The sequence below is a fragment of the Ruegeria sp. CDSA241 genome (genome assembly GCF_059611265.1).
In genome coordinates this window covers 17,248-35,984 of the sequence record NZ_JBXWPF010000028.1, presented here as the reverse complement: position 1 = coordinate 35,984, position 18,737 = coordinate 17,248, and the positions used below count along the sequence as shown (strand labels likewise).

Here is an 18,737-nt window from a genome sequence, read left to right as displayed (position 1 = left end):
CTCAGTTCAGGCTGGCTTGGATCGGAGCCTGTTGCAGCAGGTCTCCCCAATCGGTGCGATAGGCCATTTCGGCCAGCACGGTTTCCGGCAGGAACTCCTGATTTTGCCGGATTTGCCAACCACCGCCTAAACCTTTGTAGACTGCAACCAGATTGCTCGAGACCTGCTGGCGGGCTTCGATCAGATTGGCCTGTGATCGCAGCAATGCGGTTTGCGTGTTCAGAACGCGGGAATAGCTGGCGATGCCATCCCGGTATTGGTTCACCGCGATCTCGGCAGCTTTGCGCGATGCGGTGACGCTGTTTTGGTAGAATGTCACTTGTTTGCGTGACTGCGTATAGGCGACCATGGCGCTTTCGACCTCGGAATAGGCGGTCAGAACGGTGTTTTGATAGTTCGCAATCAAGGCCTGATAAGCTGCGTCCTGGGCGCGGACATTATTCTTGATCCGCCCATAATTCAGCACATTCCAGACCACTCCGGCACTGGCTAGCCCAGTATTGCTGGCGGATGAAAACAGGTCCTGACTGCCCGAGGCCTGCAGGCCGATCGAACCGGACAGGATGAACTGGGGATACAGGTCAGCAATCGCGATCCCAACTTGCGCAGACTGTGTGGCAGCGGCCAGTTCTGCGGCGCGTACATCCGGGCGTCGGCGCAGCAATTCCGCTGGTACTCCAACGGCGACGTTGGATCGGGCCGAAGGGATACGACCGGAATTACCCAGCAACCCGGCCATGCGCGAGGGTGTTGTTCCCAGTAAAACAGCCAAAGCATTCTTGGTCTGCTGAAGATCGCTTTCAATCTCCGGCACCAGCGCCATGGTATTGTTCAGCAGGGCGGTGGCCTCTTGCACATCCAGTTCAGTGGTGACGCCGTTGTTGAAACGCAGTTGCGTCAGATCAACCGATTCCTGTTGCAGCTTGATATTCTCTCGTGCCACGAACAGGGTTTCTTGCAGCGCGCGGAAGCTTACATATAACGCTGCTACATCGCCGGTCAGCGTGACCAAAGCGTCATCGTAATTAGCGACCTGAAGTGCCAGATTGGATCGTGCGGCCTGCACACCCCGGCGTTGCTGCCCCCACACATCCAGTTCCCATTGGGCGTCGAAGCCAACCTGCGAGGTCGAGAATTCGGTATCCAGAGGGATGATCCGATTGATATCGGAAATCGGTCCGATATTGTCGCTGATCTGGCGCCGCTCGATCGAACCTCCGATGGCCTGCGATTGGGGGTAAAGCTCACCAAAGGCAATCCCAAGCTGTGCGCGGGCCTGCAATACGCGCGCACCGGCCACCTGTAGCGCCAGGTTCTGGGCATAGGCTTCGGCGATCAACCGGTTCAAAGTGGCGTCGTTGAAGGTCTCCCACCATTTTGCCACAGGGGCACTACGCGAGGTGAGGCCGCTGGCACCGACTGAAGGGTTGTTTACCTCGATCCATTCCTTCACGACCGGAGAGTTCGGTCGCACAAAATCAGGACCGACAGGTGCGCATCCCACCAGCAGCGCGGCACACAGGGCTGTGCCCATCAAACTGCGGTTTAGCCTGGCCCGTGTCATACAGCGTGTCCTTAAATGTCCAGTGGTCGGATGAAGTTTGCGAAGGAATAGAGGCGGATATTGATGCGCCGCAGGAACTCAAAGCTTTTGCCCTGGCCGGTATAGATTGCCACCGCGGCATGTCCACCGGCGGGAAAGACGTGGCCATCTGGAATTTCGACCGAAATCTGCACGGCAATATGTCCAGGAATTTTTGGCAGTTCAAATCCGGGCAGGCGGCCTGATGGCAGATATTGACCCTGGCGGGTTGCCCACCAGATTGCCTCGACTTTGCCGGTCAGGATTTCTCCGGGATATAAGTCCAGCGCGACCTCAACCTGTTGCCCGGGTTTCACAAATTTCAGGTTCTGCTGCCGGTAAGTGGCGAGAATATAGGGATTTTCCTTGGTCACAAAGCTGGCGATTGCGCCCAATCGGATGTCACCGACAACCAGACCCGGGCGTGCCTGTTGTGAAACGATCATACCATCTTCGGGCGCGTAGATCGTAGTATTGTCCAGAAAGTACCGGGCCTTTTCCAACTGAGCCTGAGCTTGAACGATTCCGGTATTGACCCCGTCGATCTGCGAATCCAGCGCCAGCTTTGCCTTTTCCAGATTGGCTTCGGCCTCTTTTATCTTGGCCTGATCTTCAGTGACCTGTTCGTTCCAGCGATCCAGCTCATCCTCTCGGGCACCACCCGCAGGGACAAGGTTTTCATACCGTGCCTGCTGGGTCAGTGCATATGCCAGTTGCGCGTTTGCTCGCTCGACGGCTTCACCCGCGACGATCACATCCTGTTCCAGAATTTTGGCGTTCTGCTGGGCTGCAACCAACTGTGCGGATGCCTCTTCGAATTCAAGCGCAAAGACGGTGTCGTCGAACCGATACAGCGGATCCCCTTTCTTCACCTCTGTATTCGGCTCGACCAGAACCTCGGAAAGGATGGTTGGTTCAGTCAGGCGCGGTACGATCTGTATGGTTGAGCGGACCACGTGGCTGTCGATCGAAAATGGCTGGAAGAACCGCAGCGCAACCATAAAGATCAATAACAGATGAGCACCCACCCAGAAGGAAACGATGCCCCAGGCGATACTAAACTTAAGCCATTGTAGTTTGAAGAAGATCAGCCAGACAAAAATGATGTAGAAAAGCGTAATGCCAAGAGCGACAAACATATTGTGGGACTTCCTTTAGCCTTAGCTTTTTTGTGTTTCGTCCGGGTCCAGTGGATCGCGATATTCTTCGGTCAGATCACCGCCTAACCGTTTGATATCCTTCCGTATCGCATCGCGTTCATCATCAGGCATACGGCGGATATCGACAGTGGCTGCATCGTGGAAAGCCCACATAAAGGCGTGAATCCAGGGAACGACAGCCAGAAACCCCATCCAGCCCATGATCTTGACTGCCTCAGCATGCGGATGGTTGCGTTTGATTGCGATGCGGCCGGGCAGTCCCATTATGAACAGAAACAGCGCCATTACAGCGGCCAGCAGCAGTATAAGTGCGATAAATGTCAGATAGTCATAATAGCCTAGCGGCTGCCCCAGTAGTCCCATTCCGATGCCTCCATGAGGGAAGGTTTATCCATCCTCAGTTGTTGGTGTCCAGTTCGTCAATCAATTTGTAGCTTGTCGGCGGGTCAGCGCAGATACCTGGGCCACATTCCAACAAGGTCGACCCCGCATTCAGCGCGGCCAGCCCTAGCATCACAAAGAACGCGGTTTTGGCCAGCGTATTGCCCCCGAACCGTGGTTGATCGTCGGTTGTGTCCTGATATTGATGGTCGAAAAGCAGCATGATTGCCGTGCCCAGAAGGATCAGAAAAAAGCAGATCGCGGCCCATGTGTAGTAGTGATACCCAAAAACAGGCGAACCATAGTGGCCGGTACCCGGTACGATATGCAGCAAGATCTGGCGAACGGAAACGCTGATCCCAAACAGTGCCGCAAGCAACATCAACGCATAATGCTGCGGCCGGGCTCCGTATAGCAGGTTCAGGCCCAAACCAACGCCCACCGCTACGAACCCGACCCGTTGCAATAAGCAAAGCGGGCAGGGCAGTTCGTTCAGCGCCAGCTGGTATCCGAAGGCCAGTACAAGAACGAGGCTGACCGCCAGGGTTCCCAACGCGTTCAGGGTGCGGGAAAGCTCGGGTGTCATTGTGGCCTCCTACAGCTGAATGGTCAGTTGGCTGGTGGCATGAAACTTCAGCCAATAAACACTTAGGGCCATAGTGATGAAGAACACAACATTGGCCGCTTTGGTTTTTCTATAATAATTCAGCCCCATAGTAGCTGTGAGTAACGCAAATAAAAGCGCGATCATGGCCCGGATCTCCCCCTTGCCGTGCACTGATTGCAATATGTTGCGATACTGTCAGGGCCGGTCGCCTATGACAAGAACCACGTTTGGAATTACGCGTTTAATGCGAATCTCCGGTGGTTCGGCCGCTGTATACGACCCGCGTTCCCCATTCCTTACATTTACGTGCAAGCCCACTTGGAAGAAGTTGATCTGTAAAGAAAACGTCAACTTCGGACATCGAGGCAATACGGGCAGGGGCCGAGCGCTGAAATTTCGAATGATCGGCAACCAGAAAGCTGTGTCTGGCCTGTGCAATGATAGTCTGGCTGACACGGACCTCCTGGAAATCGAAATCCAGAAGATCACCATCGGCGTCCAGTGCGGAACACCCGATTACCGCATAATCGAACTTGAATTGTTCAATCGTTGAATTGGTCAGGTTGCCGATCAGACCACCGTCCGACCGGCGCAGAACACCACCGGCGACGACGATCTGGCAGTTCGTGTTTTCCACCAGGATACGCGCGACATTCATGTTATTTGTCACCACCATAAGATCTTTGTGGTTTAGCAACTGATGCGCGACAGCCTCGGTCGATGTACCGATGTTCAAAAAAAGCGATGCACCATCCGGTATGTTGGCAGCGCAAACCTGTGCGATACGGGTCTTGATTTCAGCATTCAGGGCGCGCCGGTCCTCGTAACCGATATTCGAAACGCCGGATCGCAGGACCGCGCCGCCATGAACCCGGTCCAGCTTGCCCAGTTCCGCAAGCTCGGAAAGATCGCGCCGGATCGTTTGGACCGTGACACCAAACTGCAACGCCAGATCCTCGACCATGACGCGACCATTCTGCTTGGCGATTTCTATGATGTCTGACTGGCGGAACGAAAGAGACAAGGGAAGCTCCGGTTATTGGGTTCTTTCGTTTTTGTTCCTTTTTTCGCAATATTGCAACCGGAAGAAATCAAACATCGTTTGGACAACAGCAAAAAATCGCTATTCTTGTTCGTTACGCGAAAAAAAACGAAAATCCACATTGACGAACCGAGTATCGAACGGGTTAATTGCCGCACGTTTTCAGCAAAAGGACTGACCTGCAAATGGCACAGCAGACTGGCCAGGTTACTGACCTATTCATCATAGGTGGCGGTATTAACGGTTGCGGGATCGCGCGTGATGCGGCCGGGCGGGGATTGTCGGTGACATTGGCCGAGATGAACGACTTGGCATCGGCCACGTCCTCGGCCTCGACCAAATTGTTCCACGGCGGCCTACGGTATCTGGAATATTTTGAGTTCAGGTTGGTCCGCGAGGCGCTGATTGAGCGGGAAACGCTGCTGCGGGCAATGCCTCATATCAGTTGGCCGATGCGCTTTGTGCTTCCCTACCACGATGGGATGCGATTTGACTCGGACACTCCGACCTCACGGCTGCTGAGTACAGTGATGCCTTGGATGCGTGGTCGTCGTCCAGCCTGGCTGATCCGTCTTGGCCTGTTCATGTACGATCACCTTGGAGGGCGGAAAATTCTACCCGGGACCTCTGCGCTGAATTTGCGTTCCGCGCCTGAAGGTGTCCCGCTGCAAAATAGGTTTGAGACCGCGTATGAGTATTCCGACTGCTGGATCGAAGATTCCCGTCTGGTTGTTCTGAATGCCCGTGATGCCGAGGCCCGTGGCGCCGATATTCTGGTTCGGACCGAAGTTCTTTCAGCCGAGCGGGTGGATGATGTTTGGCATGTGACGATCCGCGATAACCAAAATGACGAAACCCGTATCGTCCTGGCGAAGATGTTGATCAATGCCGGTGGGCCCTGGGTTGGCGATATCATCCAGGAAAAAATCCACGTGAACTCGCGCGAGGGGGTTCGGTTGGTCCGCGGCAGCCATATCGTAACCCACAGGTTATTCAACCATGACAAATGCTATTTCTTTCAGGGCGAAGACGGGCGCATCATCTTTGCCATTCCCTATGAGAGAGATTTCACCCTTATTGGAACAACTGATCAGGATCACCCAGACCCATCGGTTCCTCCAGTCTGTACCGAGTCTGAACAGGAATATCTGTGTGCGTTTGCGTCAAAATATTTTGAGCAGCCTGTGACCCGCGAAGACATCGTCTGGACCTATTCCGGTGTGCGCCCTCTGTATGACGATGGGGCCAGCAGCGCAACGGCCGCGACCAGAGACTATACTCTGAAGGTCAATGGGCTTGGCGGTGCTCCGGTTTTGAATGTTTTCGGCGGCAAGATTACGACCTATCGCAGATTGGCCGAAAGTGCGCTTGAGAAAATCGCTGAGTACTTCCCGGATTTGCCCGGTCCATGGACCGCTGGAGTTTCTTTGCCGGGTGGCGATTTCCCCGTTAGCGCAGTGCAAGACCTTATTGCCGGTCTGGAATTCGACTATGCTTTTTTGAATCGCACATGGGCGGAACGGCTGGTGCGCGCCTATGGAACCGAGGCGCGCGCTATTCTGGCCGATGCAAAGACCGCTGAGGATCTGGGGGAAGAGTTCGGGGCGACGCTGACCGAACGCGAAATGGAATGGCTGGTCACCAAGGAATATGTGCGCTGCGCTGAAGATGCCATCTGGCGCAGAAACAAGCTGGGCCTAAGGCTTGATGCCGATCAGATCGCTGCCATCCAGCGCTGGATCGAAAAGCGCCTGGCCCATTAAAGAAAAGCCCCGCGTTATCGGCGGGGCTTTTTTTTGATTTATGCGGCTTCTTCCGAAGGGTCGGGGTCGTTCTTTGTCCCTTTGAGCCATTCCCTCAGCCCCTGCATCAGGGCGTAAAGTACCGGCACAAGGATAACGCCAACCAGAGTCGCCGCCAGCATTCCGCCAAAGACGGCGACACCGATGGCCTTCTGGCTAGCCGCTCCCGCGCCGTTCGCGGCAAGCAACGGTACAACACCCAACAGGAAGGAGAGGGCGGTCATCATCACCGCGCGGAAACGTTGATGGGCGGCTTCGGCTGCAGCATCTTTGATCGAAAGGCCATTGGCACGCTGTTCCATTGCGAATTCAACGATGAGGATACCGTTCTTCGACGCAAGCCCCACCAGCATGATCATCCCGATCTGCGTGTACAGGTTTATGTCGCTGCCCACGATGGCCACCGCCGCAACCGCCCCGAATAGGGCAACAATAACCGATAGAAGAATGGACACCGGCATCGACCAGCTTTCGTATTGCCCCACCAGGAACAAATAGGCGAACAGGACAGCAAGCCCGAGGATAATGATCACAAGGCTGCCGGATGCAAGCTGCTGTTGCGCGGTACCTGTCCATTCAAACGCGTATCCCGAGGGTAGGGCGTTGGCGGATTCTTCTGTCATCACAGTGATAGCGTCGCCACTGGACAGCCCTGGCGCAGGTACAGCTGTAACAGTTGCCGAACGGAACAGGTTATGCCGTTTTAACAGGACTGGCCCCAACACGTTTTCCACGTCGATCAACGTACCCAATGGAACCATATCGCCCTTGGTCGAGCGCACATACAGGTTCGAAATATCTTCGACCTTGTTCCGATAGCTCCCCTCGGCCTGAATCATCACGCGGTAGACGCGGCCGAACAGGTTGAAATCGTTCACATAGTACGAGCCTAGCTGGGCTTGCATCGTCTGGAAAATCTCAGCAACAGACACTTCCAGGGTTTTCGCTTTCTCACGGTCCAGATCGACAAATAGCTGAGGAACATTGGCCCGGAATGTTGTATAGGCCTGACCAATCTCGGGTCGCTGGTTTGCAGCATAGACGAAGGACCCAACGGCCGAGGCCAGATCCTGAGGCGTACCGCCCCCGACTTGCTGAACCTCCATTTCCACACCGGCTGACATGCCGAGGCCCTGAATCGGTGGCGGGTTGAAGGCCACGATCGAAGCTGCGGATTCGCCATTTGCAATCGCCAAAACCTTGCCCAGAATGGCATCGGCAGACAGGTCGGGATCTTGCCGCTCGTCCCAGTTGTCGAGGTTCACAAAAACGGTCGCTCCATTTGTGGTTGTGCCGTTCAGCAGCGAAAACCCGTTGATCAGAACCGTACTGGCGACCCCCGAGATATCGCGGATTTGGTCGTCGACCCGACCTGCGATAGTCTCGGTTCGTTCCAGTGTTGCCGCATCTGGCAACTGGATGTCCACAAAGAGATAGCCGTTGTCTTCAAGCGGAATAAAACCGCTTGATGTGTTCGACATGATCGTCCCTGTACCCATGGCCAGAACAACGATGACGCCCAGTCCGGCGACTGGCAGAATTAACAGTTTTCGGACAATGACAACATAACCGTCACGCAGCGTTCCGATGAAACGCTCAAACAGGGCCAGAATACCCTTGGGCGGACCCGAGCGCGCGCGCAGAACCAGTCCGCAAAGCGCCGGAGACAAGGTCAAAGCGTTGATTGAAGAAATCACGACCGCAGTCGAGATGGTGACTGCAAACTGAGAATACAGTCGCCCCGAGATGCCAGGCATAAAGGTCACGGGCACAAAAACGGCCAGCAGAACCAGAGTGGTTGCGATGACGGGTCCGGTGATTTGGCCCATTGCTTTCCGTGTCGCCTCAGGCGGGGACAACCCTTCGTCGGCGATAATGCGTTCAACGTTTTCAACCACCACGATGGCATCATCGACCACGATCCCGATTGCCAGTACAAGCGCGAACAAAGAAATTGTGTTCAGGGACATCCCAAACGCCAGCAGGAACGCGAACGTCCCGATCAGCGAAACAGGAATAGCAACCGCCGGAATGATCGTGGCACGCCAACTGCCCAAAAAGACAAATACGACCGAAATCACTAAAACGAACGTCAGCATCAGGGTGGAAACCACGTCGTTCAGAGATTGTTCCACGAAGTCGGTCGTGTTGAACGGAACCTGATATTCAACATCTGTTGGGAACGAACGCGACAGCCGGTCTAATTCGGCCTGAACACGATCTGAAACAGCCAACGCATTGGCACCGGGGGCTTGATAAATACCGATAACCGTTGCGGGTTCTGACTGGAAATAACCCGAAGCCGAATAGAACTGCGCTCCAAGTTCGGTTCTGGCAATGTCCCTTATGCGTACGATTGCCCCTGCATCACCAGTACGGATGACAATATTGCCAAATTCAGCGGCCGAGGTCAGCCGGCCCTTGGTCTTGATCGTATATTGAAATGTCTGTCCCTCAGGGACCGGCGGCGAGCCTATCGAACCGGCAGACACTTCGATATTCTGTTCTCGGATAGCGTTTATGACATCACCCGGTGAAATCGACAGGGCGGTCATCTTGTCGGGATCCATCCATATCCGCATTGCATATTCAAGGTTAGTCAGAACGTCGGCTTTACCAACACCCTGTACCCGCGCCAACGCATCTTTCAGGTTGATCGAAGCGTAGTTCGACAAGAATACACTGTCATAGGTGCTTTTGGGTGAGGTCAGCGTGACCAGCATCAGCATATTGGTCGATGCCTTCTGCGTAACGACACCCGACGAAGTCACCTCTGACGGAAGCGAAGACATGGCCTGCGCAACGCGGTTCTGCACGTTGACGGATGCAATGTCGGGATCGGTGCCAACTTCGAAGGTAATATTCAACGAATACGAACCGTTATCCGAAGAGGTGGACGTCATGTAGATCATGTCATCCACGCCGTTGACCTGCGCCTCGATCGGCGCGGCGACGGTGTTCTCGACCGTTTCGGCATTGGCACCGGTATAGGTGGCGGAAACGCTGACGACCGGTGGCGTAATATCAGGAAACTGGGCGACCGGCAGAACCATATAGCCGATCCCGCCCATGATCGTCAGGACAAGCGAAATAACTAGGGCCAGCTTGGGCCGGCTGATGAACAGGGATGAGAACATCTGTTACTCTCCCGGCTGCTCGGATGCGGTGACAGCATCCACTGCCACACCCGGGCGCACGCGCTGGAGGCCCTCGACGATCACGCTTTCCCCTTCGCGCAGGCCGTCTAGAACGATCACAGCAGTTCCGACATTGTCGCCGGTGGTGATATAGCGCTGTTCGACCATTTGCTTATCGTTAACGACCAGAACGAAATCACCGCGCTGATCACGTGACAAGGCCGCCTGCGGGATCAGAACCTGCAAGGTCGGCTCCAGGGCTTCGATATGAACGCTCAGGAACTGACCATCGAGGATCAGCCGGTCGGCATTTGTGAATTCGGCCCGCATTGCAATCGTTCCAGTTAGCGGGTCGATATGGTTGTCAACGAAAACAATCGAACCTGTTTCGCCCAAGTCCGATCCATTGGGCAGCGTTACATGTACATTCGGGCTTTTGGGGCTTTCGGCCAGCGACGATGCATTCTCGCCATATTGTTCAAGAACCGAGGTAAACTGTTTTTCGTTCAACGAGAAATTCACATACACTGGTGCCTCGCTGACGATATTCACCAATGGTGGGTTGTTCGGGCCAACAACGTCCCCGACGCTGATAGCGACCCGCCCGATACGGCCGGTGAACGGTGCGTGGACCTTAGTATAGCTCAGATCAAGTTCGGCCTGTTGGATCGCGGCTTTCGCGGCTTTGACTTCGGCAATGGCTACAAGTTCGTTGGCACGGGCGATATCCCGTTCGCTTTCCGGAGTGGCATCGCGTTTGTAAAGTTCTTCCTTCCGGGCCAGGTCAACTTTGGCGAGCTCAAGATTTGCTTCGGCACGGTCCAGATCGGCATTCCGTGCATCTAGTGTCGCCTGATACAGGTCCGGCTCGATCGTGAACATAAGATCGCCTTCATTCACCATCGAGCCGTCTTCAACATTCTGACTGTCCAGAAAACCGCTGACCCGGGCGACAATATCGGCCTTGTTCAGCGCCTCAGCTCGACCGATGAAAGTCGCCTCGTCCGTGATTTCTTGCGTGTAGGCCGCTGCGATGGACACTTTGGGCGGTGGGGCGTCACTTTTATCCTGCGCGGCAGCTGGCACCACCAACCCACACAGGGCCAAAGCTGCGGCATACCAAACGGATTTGGCTATGGGGTCATTCGGTCGAAAGCTGAAAAGTGTTGATGCAAGGATCATGGCAGAAGCCCCATTGAAACAAAAACTGGACACAACTCGGGTCGCCGCCAGCGGTCCGAGTCGCCTAAACTCTTCGTGAGGATGGCTGGTTTTGCTAGGTTTCTCAAGCGTGTTAGCCCGTAGGGCAATCGCTTACCCAAGGATATTTTTCTGTAGGGCGGCAGGTTTACGCAAATCGGCCAGGGCTAGTTCCCTGATCTGGCAAGGTCGTTTCCGGCAATCTGGATCAAACGCAAAATGAAAAAAGGGGGCCGTTAAGCCCCCTGTATTCTTTTCCCGGTCGGGTGTCTTAGGTGCGGACACCTGCAAAACGGTCCTGCCAGTCTTCGCGCTGTTCGTCGGTGATCTTGGCGAACAGAACATCGGGAACGGCAAAGTCGTGGCCTGCGGGCAGGGCGGACAGGGCCGCCGCAACATCGTCAGGCCAGGCGGTATCCATCGTGTTCATCGCGCTCAGCATACGGGCGGTGGTTTCGGGAATGAACGGCGCACTGAGCACGGCATAGAGCCGGATCAAGTTCAGACCCAGACGCACCTGTACCGCGGCCTGTTCGGGATCTTCCTTGAAGGTCGACCAGGGTGCCGCGGATTGAAGATACTCGTTCCCGGCAACCCAGATGGCGCGCAATTCCTGGGCGGATTTGCGAACTTCCATTGCCTCCATGAACCCTTCATAGGCGCGGACGCGGCGGGTCAGCTCTTCGATCAGGGCCTGCTCGCGGTCGCCATAGGTGCCGCCTTGGGGCACCGCCTCGCCGAATTTTGAGCGGCAGAACTTGGTGATCCGGCTGACGAAGTTGCCCAACACATCGGCCAGATCCTTGTTCACCGATTGCTGGAAGTTCTCCCAGATGAATTCGCTATCGCTGCTTTCGGGCGCATGGCTCAGCAGCCACCAGCGCCAGTAATCGGCAGGCAGGATGTCCAGCGCCTGGTCCATGAACACGCCGCGACCTTGGCTGGTCGAGAACTGGCCGCCGTCATAGTTCAGGTAGTTGAAGGATTTCAGATGGTCGACCATCTTCCACGGCTCACCCGAACCTAGAATGGTCGCCGGGAAGGACAGGGTATGGAAAGGCACGTTGTCCTTACCCATGAATTGAATATAGCGCACGTCATCGGCACCTTTGTCAGTGCGCCACCAGCGCTCCCACTCGGCATCCGGCTTGCCGGTCGCATCAGCCCACTCCTTGGCGCAGGCGATGTATTCGATCGGCGCGTCGAACCAGACGTAAAAGACCTTGCCCTCCATGCCGGGCCAGTCCTGATCGCCTTTCTTGACCGGCACGCCCCAGTCCAGATCGCGGGTAATGCCACGGTCTTGCAGGCCGTCGCCGTCATGTAACCATTTCTTGGCGATGGAGGTGGTCAGGATCGGCCAATCGGTCTTGGAGTCGATCCAGGCGTTTAGTTGATCCTTCATTGATGACTGGCGCAAATACAGGTGCTTGGTTTCGCGCACCTCAAGGTCGGTCGAACCGGAAATGGCCGAGCGCGGCTCGATCAGGTCGGTCGGGTCCAGCTGTTTGGTACAGTTTTCGCACTGATCACCGCGCGCACGGTCGTACCCGCAGTTGGGGCAGGTGCCTTCAATATAGCGGTCAGGAAGAAAGCGCCCATCGGCGTGGGAATAGACCTGTTTCTCGCTCACCTCGCGGATCAACCCGGCGTCATCCAATTTGCCTGCGAAATGCTGGGTCAGCATCTTGTTCTGGGGGCTGGATGAGCGGCCAAAGTGATCAAAGCTCAGGCCAAAGCGCTGTGCGATATCGGCCTGCACACCATGCATCTCGGCACAGTAATCAGCGACCGGCTTGCCTGCCTTGGCGGCGGCCAGCTCGGCGGGGGTGCCGTGTTCGTCGGTGGCGCAGAGAAACATGACCTCATTCCCCCGGCCGCGCTGATACCGCGCATACAGGTCGGCGGGCAGTTGCGAGCCGATCAGATTGCCGAGGTGCTTGATCCCGTTGATGTAGGGGATCGCCGAGGTGATGAGAATCCGAGCCATGTTCCGTTTCCGCGTATGTAACTGCAGGCCCGTCTATCTTATGTCACAGCCCAGCAAAAGCCCGGCTTTTGCACGGATGCAACTTTCGGGTCCCGTGCACGGAAAAAACCCCTGAAAACTGATTTCACGACTGCTCCAAAGGCATCGTGTCAATTACCCATAGGTTGAAATATAGAATCACAACCTCTTGAAACTTTGTCATGACTCCCCATATTTAATGCATACCATAGTATACAATAATGGAGTCAGCCCACTGATGTTCAGCTTTCTACTCGAGGGTGCATTTGTGCCCTTTACCATCGCGATTGCTCTGTTGTTTGGCCTTTTGGGGCTTGAACTGGTGGCGCTGATGCTGGGTGGAAGCCTGATGGCGGGCGAGGGCGACGTTGACCTTGATCTGGTTGACGCTCCGGAATTGGACATCGGTGATTTCGAACTTGATCTGGATGCGGATGTCGATCTGGGTGAGTTCGAGCTGGCCGAGGTTGCGGCGGAAACGCCGGTTGTGACCTCGGACGGTCCTGCAAGCTGGCTGGGCTTTGGCAAAGTGCCGTTCATGATCTGGCTGGTGGTTCTGCTGGCTGGTTTCGGCCTGTCTGGCATCGGCCTGCAGCTGGGCCTGCGTGATGTGATGGGCTTTGATCTGCCCTCATGGATGGCTGCGATCCCGGCTGGGGCCTTAGGCATCTGGTTTGCGCGTGGCTTTAGCGCGGTCTTTGCCCGCCTGCTGCCGAAGACCGAGACCGAGGCTATGTCCGAACGGATGTTGGCCCGCCGTCGCGGTTTCATCTCGCAAGGGACAGCATCGCGTGGCCGCCCGGCCGAAGTGCGGGTCATGGATCGCTTTGGCAATGCGCATTACCTGCGCGCTGAGCCCCTGCAGGACAAGGATACGCTGGAACAAGGCACTGAAGTGCTTGTCCTGCGCGACCGACGGCAAGACCGGTTCGTTCTGGTCGGCTTGTCAAACTAACTAAATTTCAAACCCCAATCTCGGAGGAATTTGCATGGAACTTACATTCCTAGCCGTCACAGTTGTGACCATTTTAGCGGTCGTTATGTTCATCGGCCTTGTACTGGCCCGACTCTACCGCCGCGCAACCCGCGAGGTGAGCCTGGTAAAAACCGGTGCTGGTGGTAAGAAAGTCATCATGGATGGTGGCGTCATCGTCGTGCCGCTGTTGCATGAGGTCAGCCCCGTCAACATGAAGACCCTGCGTCTTGAGGTGCAGCGCAGCGCCGAGGCCGCTTTGATCACCAAAGACCGGATGCGTGTTGACGTGGGGGTCGAGTTCTATGTCTCGGTCATGGCCACCGAAGAGGGCATCGCACGCGCGGCCCAAACCCTGGGCGACCGTACATTCGACGTCGAACAGCTGCGGGAAATGATCGAAGGCAAATTGATCGACGGTCTGCGCGCCGTGGCCGCGCAGATGACCATGGACGGTCTGCACGAAAACCGCGCTGACTTTGTGCAAGAGGTGCAGAATGCGGTCTCCGAAGACCTTTTGAAAAACGGCCTGTCGCTGGAATCGGTCTCGCTGACCGCGCTGGACCAGACCCCGTTCGAAGCACTTGATGAAAACAACGCCTTTAACGCCGTGGGTATGCGCAAGCTGGCCGAGGTGATTGCGACCTCGAAAAAAGAGCGCGCGCAGATTGATGCGGATGCCGAGGTGGAAGTGCGCCGTGCAGCGATGGAAGCTCAGCGTCAGAAGCTGTTGATCGACAAGGACGAAGAGCAGGCGCGCATCGAACAGACGCAACAGATCGAAACCCTGCGCGTGGCGCAAGAGGCCGAGATCGCCGCGCGGACCGAGGATTCTGTACGTGAAACCGAGCGTGCCCGGATTGCGCGCGAGGAAGCAATTCGAGCGGCTGACATTGAACGCGAGCGTAAAATCCGTGAGGCCGAGATCTCGAAAGAGCGCGAGCTGGAGGTTGCCGAGCAAGAGCGTCAGATCATCATCGCGCAGAAATCCGAAGAGGAAAGCCGCGCCCGTGCGTCTGCCGATCTGGCCCGCGCCGAGGCGACCAAAGCGACCGAAGCGGTGGCAACCGCCCGTCAGGTGGCCGAGGCCGAGCGTCAGAAGCAGATCGTTCTGATCGAAGCGACGCGTGAGGCGGAACGTCAGGCCACAGCCATCCGTCTGGCCGCCCAGGCCGAGAAAGAGGCCGCCGCTGACCGTGCTGAGGCGCGCCGCGAAGAGGCGCAAGCCGAAGCGGATGCGCTGAACATCCGCGCCGAGGCCAAGAAGAACGACATGCTGGCCGAAGCGGAAGGTAAGCGCGCGATTGTCGAGGCTGACAATGCCCTGTCCGTTGATCAGATCCGTCTGAAGGTTGATCTGGCCCGGATTGAGGCGATGCCGACGATCATTGCGGAAATGGTCAAACCTGCCGAAAAGATCGACTCGATCAAGATCCATCAGGTTGGCGGGATCGGTGCCGCCGGTGGTGGCGGAGGCGCCAATGGCGACAAGCCGGTGGTGAACCAGGCGCTGGATTCGATCATGGGCATGGCCGTGCAGATGCCCGCGCTGAAAAAGCTGGGCGAAGAGCTGGGCCTGTCGATGGAGAACGGTGTAGGCGGTATCGTCAACGGCGCGCTCGAACCGACTGTTGATCCGGTGGAAGAGGTCGACAAGGAACTACGGACCGAACACTAAAGCGAATGGGCCGGGATATTCCCGGCCCTATTTCTATCGCCCCTCGCGCGAACGTTTCAGCAAGCGTCCGATGGTAAACGAGGTCCGCGGTGAATAGACATAACTGGTGCGTTCCTCGGGTGTCGGTCGAGACCGCATCCGCGCCAGACCAAAGATGATTAGGAACACGTGGCCAAGCGCTACAAAGGCAAAAAGCGCGCCGGGTCCAAAGGATTGGATCAAGGTGGATGACACATAAGGCGAGGCAATCGCACCCAGCGCATACCAGAACATCAGCGCGGCAGAGAGCTCGACCCGTTGTTCGGTTGTGGCAAAGTCATTGGCGTGCGCGGATGAAACCGAGAAAATCGGGAAGGTCGTAAAGCCGAACAAACACGCGGCCAGCATGACGCCGACGGTCCCGGTGTTGCTGGCGGCCATGGTCACACCGCAGCTTAGGACGGCGGCTACCGAAAGCCAGATCAGTACCCAGCGCCTGTCGTATTTATCGGCCAGCCATCCCATCGGATATTGCGCCAACGCGCCGCCCAGCACGAAAGACGCCAGGAAAAACGCGATCTGATCGACGCCAAGCCCGACCTCTTGCCCGTAAACAGGGCCGACCATCCGAAAGGACGCCGAGCTTAAAGCGGCAACCACCACCCCGGCCACCGCCAGAGGAGAGCTGTTCCAGGCCAGTTTCGGGCGCAGCCGCGGGGCGTCGGGCGTTTCGGGCTGGCTGGCGCGCGTCAGTGTTAGCGGCAACAGGGCAGCGCAGCACAGGATCGCCAGCAAGTTATACGAGACATATGATGCTGGCGGCAGAACTGCGATGATCAGCTGGGCGCAGAGGGACGCGCCCATATCGACGATGCGATAGGTGCCCATGGCGCGCCCGCGCGTCTCATTCGTGACCTTTGCGTTCAGCCAGGCCTCGATCACTGTGTAGCACCCGGCGACACAGGCGCCTGACGCGATCCGAAGGGCCGCCCAGATATAAGCGTTGTCCGTCAGGGTGTGCCCCAGCAACCCCATTGCGCCCAAAGCTGTGCAAACGGCAAATGCCCGCGAATGGCCGACGCTTCCCATCAGGCGCGGGGCCCACCAGCATCCCACAAAGAAGCCAACGAAATGAGCCGAGCCCAACAGACCAATCTGCCCAGTGGTGAAATTCAGGGTCAGGCCGGAAATCGCATCCAGCGGGCCAACGCCACCGGTGGACAGTTGAAGCAGAATGACGGAAAGAAATAGGGCGGCAAAGGAAATGATCGTGCGCATGATGGGCTCAGATTGCGATATTTCCAGCGCGGTGCGCGCGGCTTATCGACTTTGTGGCGTCGTTTTTGATCTATCCAGTCTTTTTGATCTTGGCCCGGATATCAAGGCCAACAGTTTCCTTTACGAGGTCGGAATAACCCGAGGCGCCAAATTCGTGACGGTTCAGTGAACCGCTGAGTTGGATGGAGAGGTTATTCAAGTTGTCTCGGGCGCTGCCGGGCGGGCGAAAAATATTGGCGCGCAATGTGATTGGTCGCGTTACACCACGCAAGGTCAGATCTCCTGTGATCTCGGCCCCGTTCGAGATACGTCCACCGTTGCCAAGCTGAATATCGGTCGAGGTGAAATGAATTGTGGGAAATCCTGTGGCGTCCAGAACCCCAGCGCTGAGCATGGGTTTGCGGGCAAAGGGCAGGTTGGTTCGCGCCTTGGCAACGTTCAGCGAAACATCCACCCGGCTGTTGGCCAGGTCGGTCATGTCAATTCGGATATCTGCAGATCGTATCGGCATGGTTCCGGACTGTGTGATTCCGGACAGCTCGAACGTAAAATCTACTGAAGTGCCATTGCGGACCAGTTCATAGGGACGCAACCCGGCCAGAGCCGGGTGCGCAAATGGCAGGGCGGTCAACCCGGACAGTACAGCGCGCCTTGTCAGTTGGGTCATATCATGACCTCCTGCCTGCGGGGCCGCGATCGCCTTAGCAACATCAGCAGGATAACGATGTTCAGCCCGTTCCAGAGGATGCCATTAATAAAGGCCAGTTGATAATTTCCGGTTAAGTCGTAAATCCACCCGGACATCCATCCGCCCAGTGCCATGCCCATGATGGTCATCATCATGACAAAGCCAACGCGTGCTCCGGCCTCTTGTGGGGGCATATATTCACGTACGACCAGCGCATAGCTGGGGACAATGCCGCCCTGCGCCAGACCGAACATGAGGCTGATAATGTAAAGTGAGGCCATCCCGTCATAGGGCAGGAACAGAAATAGGGCGATACATTGCAGGAAAGAGCCGACCAGCAATGTCATCAACCCGCCTAGCTTGTCGGCGACCAACCCCGAGATCACTCGGCTGACCACGCCGCCCAGCAACATCAGCGAGAGCATCTCGGCCCCGACCGCCGGGCCATATCCGAGCCCGACGCAGTAGGACACGATATGGACCTGCGGCATCGACATGGCCACGCAACAGCCGATTCCGGCCAGACCAAGAACGTATTGCAAGCTGCGCGGCGATATTCCCACGCTGCGCGCGTTGATCTGCGCATTGGCGGCGGCGGTTTGATGGGCCTCGATCGGGACTTGCCGGCGCAACAGCAGAGACAGGGGGATGACAACGAGCAGCGTTATGACCGCCAGCGTCAGATAGACCTGCTGCCATCCCTCACGTGCAAGGATGCCTGACAGAAGCGTTGGCCAGATCGCCCCGGACAGGTAGTTTCCGCTGGCAACCAACGCCACCGCAATCCCGCGGCGTTTCATGAACCAGTGTGAGATATCCGCGATCAGAGGGCCAAAACCAACAGCCGTGCCCAACCCCAACAGCAGATGGGCCAGTGACAAGAGCAGCATATTCGGCGCCCATGTTGCCAACAGATAGCTGACCGCGCTCAGAAGGGCGGCACCGATCAGTGCCTTGGTCACGCCTAACCGATCAACCAGTTGTCCCAGCCACATGTTCCCCAGTGCAAACCCGATCATCGACAAGACATAGGGAAATGAGGCTTCGGCCCGACCGGCGCTGAATTGCGCCTCGATCGCGGGCATCACGACGATTACCGCCCACATGCCCACATTCGCCACCGTAGCGATTGCGAGGGTGATCAGAAGGCGAAGCCAAGAATAGCGGCTGTCATGGATTGGATGGCTCATACCGGAACGCTAGGGTTGGATGTGGCACTTGG

Annotated in this window: 15 protein-coding genes; 3 read left to right on the top strand and 12 right to left on the bottom strand. The window is 56.6% G+C overall.

Annotated elements, in window-relative coordinates:
- Position 1: 1 nt before the first annotated feature.
- From AC2FJV_RS19455 to AC2FJV_RS19430, 6 genes are all read right to left on the bottom strand, one after another.
- Positions 2–1,564 (bottom strand): efflux transporter outer membrane subunit, encoded by a 1,563-nt coding sequence (locus AC2FJV_RS19455; protein ID WP_496714419.1) that lies wholly within the window; start codon positions 1,562–1,564, stop codon positions 2–4.
- A gap of 11 nt (positions 1,565–1,575) precedes the next feature.
- Entirely contained in the window at positions 1,576–2,721 is a 1,146-nt protein-coding gene (locus AC2FJV_RS19450) for an HlyD family secretion protein (RefSeq protein WP_281994737.1), read from the bottom strand.
- Between the two features lie 21 nt (positions 2,722–2,742).
- Positions 2,743–3,105, bottom strand: coding sequence for a DUF3302 domain-containing protein (locus AC2FJV_RS19445; protein WP_142634304.1), 363 nt, complete (start codon positions 3,103–3,105; stop codon positions 2,743–2,745).
- Between the two features lie 34 nt (positions 3,106–3,139).
- Positions 3,140–3,709, bottom strand: coding sequence for a disulfide bond formation protein B (locus tag AC2FJV_RS19440; protein ID WP_496687687.1), 570 nt, complete (start codon positions 3,707–3,709; stop codon positions 3,140–3,142).
- Positions 3,710–3,718: 9 nt separating this feature from the next.
- Entirely contained in the window at positions 3,719–3,874 is a 156-nt protein-coding gene (locus AC2FJV_RS19435; RefSeq protein ID WP_271946630.1) for a DUF5993 family protein, read from the bottom strand.
- 97 nt (positions 3,875–3,971) lie between these two features.
- Complete coding sequence (locus AC2FJV_RS19430) at positions 3,972–4,754, bottom strand: DeoR/GlpR family DNA-binding transcription regulator (RefSeq protein ID WP_496687690.1); 783 nt, start codon at positions 4,752–4,754, stop codon at positions 3,972–3,974.
- A 203-nt stretch (positions 4,755–4,957) separates the two neighbouring features.
- Between AC2FJV_RS19430 and glpD the strand changes: the two genes are divergently transcribed.
- A complete protein-coding gene (gene glpD, locus AC2FJV_RS19425) occupies positions 4,958–6,535 on the top strand; it encodes a glycerol-3-phosphate dehydrogenase (protein ID WP_271946636.1) in 1,578 nt (525 codons plus the stop codon).
- Between the two features lie 38 nt (positions 6,536–6,573).
- On the opposite strand, the gene AC2FJV_RS19420 is transcribed toward glpD, so the two are convergent.
- The 3 genes from AC2FJV_RS19420 to metG form a co-directional block, all read right to left on the bottom strand.
- Positions 6,574–9,711 (bottom strand): efflux RND transporter permease subunit, encoded by a 3,138-nt coding sequence (locus AC2FJV_RS19420; protein WP_496714417.1) that lies wholly within the window; start codon positions 9,709–9,711, stop codon positions 6,574–6,576.
- Positions 9,712–9,714: 3 nt separating this feature from the next.
- A complete protein-coding gene (locus tag AC2FJV_RS19415) occupies positions 9,715–10,893 on the bottom strand; it encodes an efflux RND transporter periplasmic adaptor subunit (protein WP_496714415.1) in 1,179 nt (392 codons plus the stop codon).
- A 289-nt stretch (positions 10,894–11,182) separates the two neighbouring features.
- Entirely contained in the window at positions 11,183–12,901 is a 1,719-nt protein-coding gene (gene metG / locus AC2FJV_RS19410; RefSeq protein ID WP_496714414.1) for a methionine--tRNA ligase, read from the bottom strand.
- A 217-nt stretch (positions 12,902–13,118) separates the two neighbouring features.
- Between metG and AC2FJV_RS19405 the strand changes: the two genes are divergently transcribed.
- Both AC2FJV_RS19405 and AC2FJV_RS19400 read left to right on the top strand, forming a co-directional pair.
- Positions 13,119–13,874 (top strand): OB-fold-containig protein, encoded by a 756-nt coding sequence (locus tag AC2FJV_RS19405; RefSeq protein WP_496693266.1) that lies wholly within the window; start codon positions 13,119–13,121, stop codon positions 13,872–13,874.
- A 34-nt stretch (positions 13,875–13,908) separates the two neighbouring features.
- On the top strand, positions 13,909–15,570 hold the full coding sequence (locus AC2FJV_RS19400; RefSeq protein ID WP_496714412.1) for a flotillin family protein: 1,662 nt from the start codon (positions 13,909–13,911) through the stop codon (positions 15,568–15,570).
- 33 nt (positions 15,571–15,603) lie between these two features.
- On the opposite strand, the gene AC2FJV_RS19395 is transcribed toward AC2FJV_RS19400, so the two are convergent.
- From AC2FJV_RS19395 to AC2FJV_RS19385, 3 genes are all read right to left on the bottom strand, one after another.
- Positions 15,604–16,827, bottom strand: a complete 1,224-nt coding sequence (locus tag AC2FJV_RS19395) for an MFS transporter (RefSeq protein WP_496687701.1) — start codon at positions 16,825–16,827, stop codon at positions 15,604–15,606.
- Positions 16,828–16,897: 70 nt separating this feature from the next.
- Positions 16,898–17,494, bottom strand: a complete 597-nt coding sequence (locus AC2FJV_RS19390) for a YceI family protein (protein WP_281994730.1) — start codon at positions 17,492–17,494, stop codon at positions 16,898–16,900.
- On the bottom strand, positions 17,491–18,705 hold the full coding sequence (locus AC2FJV_RS19385; RefSeq protein WP_271946656.1) for an MFS transporter: 1,215 nt from the start codon (positions 18,703–18,705) through the stop codon (positions 17,491–17,493). Before AC2FJV_RS19385 ends, AC2FJV_RS19390 begins: the two co-directional genes overlap by 4 nt.
- Positions 18,706–18,737: the final 32 nt, after the last annotated feature.

What these genes read in the sequence shown, in the direction of transcription:
- AC2FJV_RS19455 (WP_496714419.1), bottom strand. Translation starts at nt 1,564, where the DNA reads ATGACACGGGCCAGGCTAAACCGCAGTTTGATGGGCACAGCCCTGTGT.
- AC2FJV_RS19450 (WP_281994737.1), bottom strand. Translation starts at nt 2,721, where the DNA reads ATGTTTGTCGCTCTTGGCATTACGCTTTTCTACATCATTTTTGTCTGG.
- AC2FJV_RS19445 (WP_142634304.1), bottom strand. Translation starts at nt 3,105, where the DNA reads ATGGGACTACTGGGGCAGCCGCTAGGCTATTATGACTATCTGACATTT.
- AC2FJV_RS19440 (WP_496687687.1), bottom strand. Translation starts at nt 3,709, where the DNA reads ATGACACCCGAGCTTTCCCGCACCCTGAACGCGTTGGGAACCCTGGCG.
- AC2FJV_RS19435 (WP_271946630.1), bottom strand. Translation starts at nt 3,874, where the DNA reads ATGATCGCGCTTTTATTTGCGTTACTCACAGCTACTATGGGGCTGAAT.
- glpD (WP_271946636.1), top strand. Translation starts at nt 4,958, where the DNA reads ATGGCACAGCAGACTGGCCAGGTTACTGACCTATTCATCATAGGTGGC.
- AC2FJV_RS19420 (WP_496714417.1), bottom strand. Translation starts at nt 9,711, where the DNA reads ATGTTCTCATCCCTGTTCATCAGCCGGCCCAAGCTGGCCCTAGTTATT.
- AC2FJV_RS19415 (WP_496714415.1), bottom strand. Translation starts at nt 10,893, where the DNA reads ATGATCCTTGCATCAACACTTTTCAGCTTTCGACCGAATGACCCCATA.
- metG (WP_496714414.1), bottom strand. Translation starts at nt 12,901, where the DNA reads ATGGCTCGGATTCTCATCACCTCGGCGATCCCCTACATCAACGGGATC.
- AC2FJV_RS19405 (WP_496693266.1), top strand. Translation starts at nt 13,119, where the DNA reads ATGCATACCATAGTATACAATAATGGAGTCAGCCCACTGATGTTCAGC.
- AC2FJV_RS19400 (WP_496714412.1), top strand. Translation starts at nt 13,909, where the DNA reads ATGGAACTTACATTCCTAGCCGTCACAGTTGTGACCATTTTAGCGGTC.
- AC2FJV_RS19395 (WP_496687701.1), bottom strand. Translation starts at nt 16,827, where the DNA reads ATGCGCACGATCATTTCCTTTGCCGCCCTATTTCTTTCCGTCATTCTG.
- AC2FJV_RS19390 (WP_281994730.1), bottom strand. Translation starts at nt 17,494, where the DNA reads ATGACCCAACTGACAAGGCGCGCTGTACTGTCCGGGTTGACCGCCCTG.
- AC2FJV_RS19385 (WP_271946656.1), bottom strand. Translation starts at nt 18,705, where the DNA reads ATGAGCCATCCAATCCATGACAGCCGCTATTCTTGGCTTCGCCTTCTG.